This window comes from Lysobacter sp. Root494 (assembly GCF_001427225.1).
Taxonomy (GTDB): Bacteria; Pseudomonadota; Gammaproteobacteria; order Xanthomonadales; family Xanthomonadaceae; genus Agrilutibacter.
Genome location: NZ_LMFH01000004.1, coordinates 1 through 1,146, shown reverse-complemented (window position 1 = coordinate 1,146; position 1,146 = coordinate 1). Strand labels below are relative to the sequence as shown.

Annotated in this window: 1 protein-coding gene; it reads left to right on the top strand. The window is 63.1% G+C overall.

Features of this window, described 5'->3' with window-relative positions:
- Positions 1-412 precede the first annotated feature (412 nt).
- Positions 413-1,146, top strand: a 734-nt coding sequence (locus tag ASD14_RS03235; protein WP_157475035.1) for a porin family protein, incomplete at its 3' end; no start/stop codon positions are given.

The following is a 1,146-nucleotide window of genomic DNA, read 5'->3' as shown; positions in this document are numbered from 1 at the left end:
CGCCGTGTACGACTACCTGACCAGCAACGGCATCGACGCCGCGCGCCTGGTGGGCCCGAACGGCTACGGCGAAAGCCGTCCGATCGCTCCGAACACCAATGAAGATGGTTCGGACAATCCGGAAGGCCGTGCGAAGAACCGCCGCACCGAGCTGAACGTCCAGAACTGATCTGGCATCAGGCAACACTTCGAAGCCCGGCCTTGTGCCGGGCTTCGTTTTTGGGCTTGGCTGAACGGGCAGTTAGTGGCTGAAGGTTTTCCACTACGTTAAGAGATGTTAACAATCGCCTTGACGGTGCTATCATCCGCCGCGCCAGGGATCGTGAATGGGGGTCACGCCCGCTGGACCATCCCGGTCACAGTTTCAGTGCCGTGAATTGAGTTTCCCGACATTTCTCAAGGAGTCAGAAATATGAAGATCCGCTTGTTGAGCACAGCGCTGCTCGCTGGCCTGGCGTTCGCGCAGACGGCCAACGCGCAGGATTTCGACGACCGCTGGTACCTGACGGGGTCGACCGGTTTCAACATCCAGGACAACGATCGCGGCACGCGCAATGCGCCGTTCGTGGGCCTGGGCATCGGCAAGTTCATCAGCGACACCTGGTCGCTCGATGGCGAGCTGAACTATCAGAATCCCCATAACGACGCCAACCAGAACCTCAACTGGAGCCAGTACGGCGTCTCGATCGACCTGCGCCGCCACTTCATCGCTGAAGGCCGCAACTGGAACCCGTACGTCCTGATGGGCCTGGGCTTCCAGCGTTCGGAAGAAGAGTTCGACGCGTTCCCGAGCGTGAACTCGCCGGGCGAGCGTGAAGACGGCAACCTGGCCGCCAAGGTCGGCGTGGGTCTGCAGAGCGACATGGGCAGCTTCGGCGTCCGCACCGAACTCGCCTATCGCGCTGACTTCGACGACCAGAGCGTCGCGGCCGTGGACGAAGACTGGTTCGGCGACGTGCTCGCTTCGGTCGGCATCATCGTGCCGCTGGGCGCTGCTGCCGCTCCCGCGGTTGCTCCGGCTCCTCCGGTCGCTCCGAACTGCACCGATGGCGACGACGACGGCGACGGCGTGAACAACTGCGACGACAAGTGCCCCGGTTCGCAGGCAGGCCAGACCATCGGTCCGGACGGCTGCCCGGTCCCGGT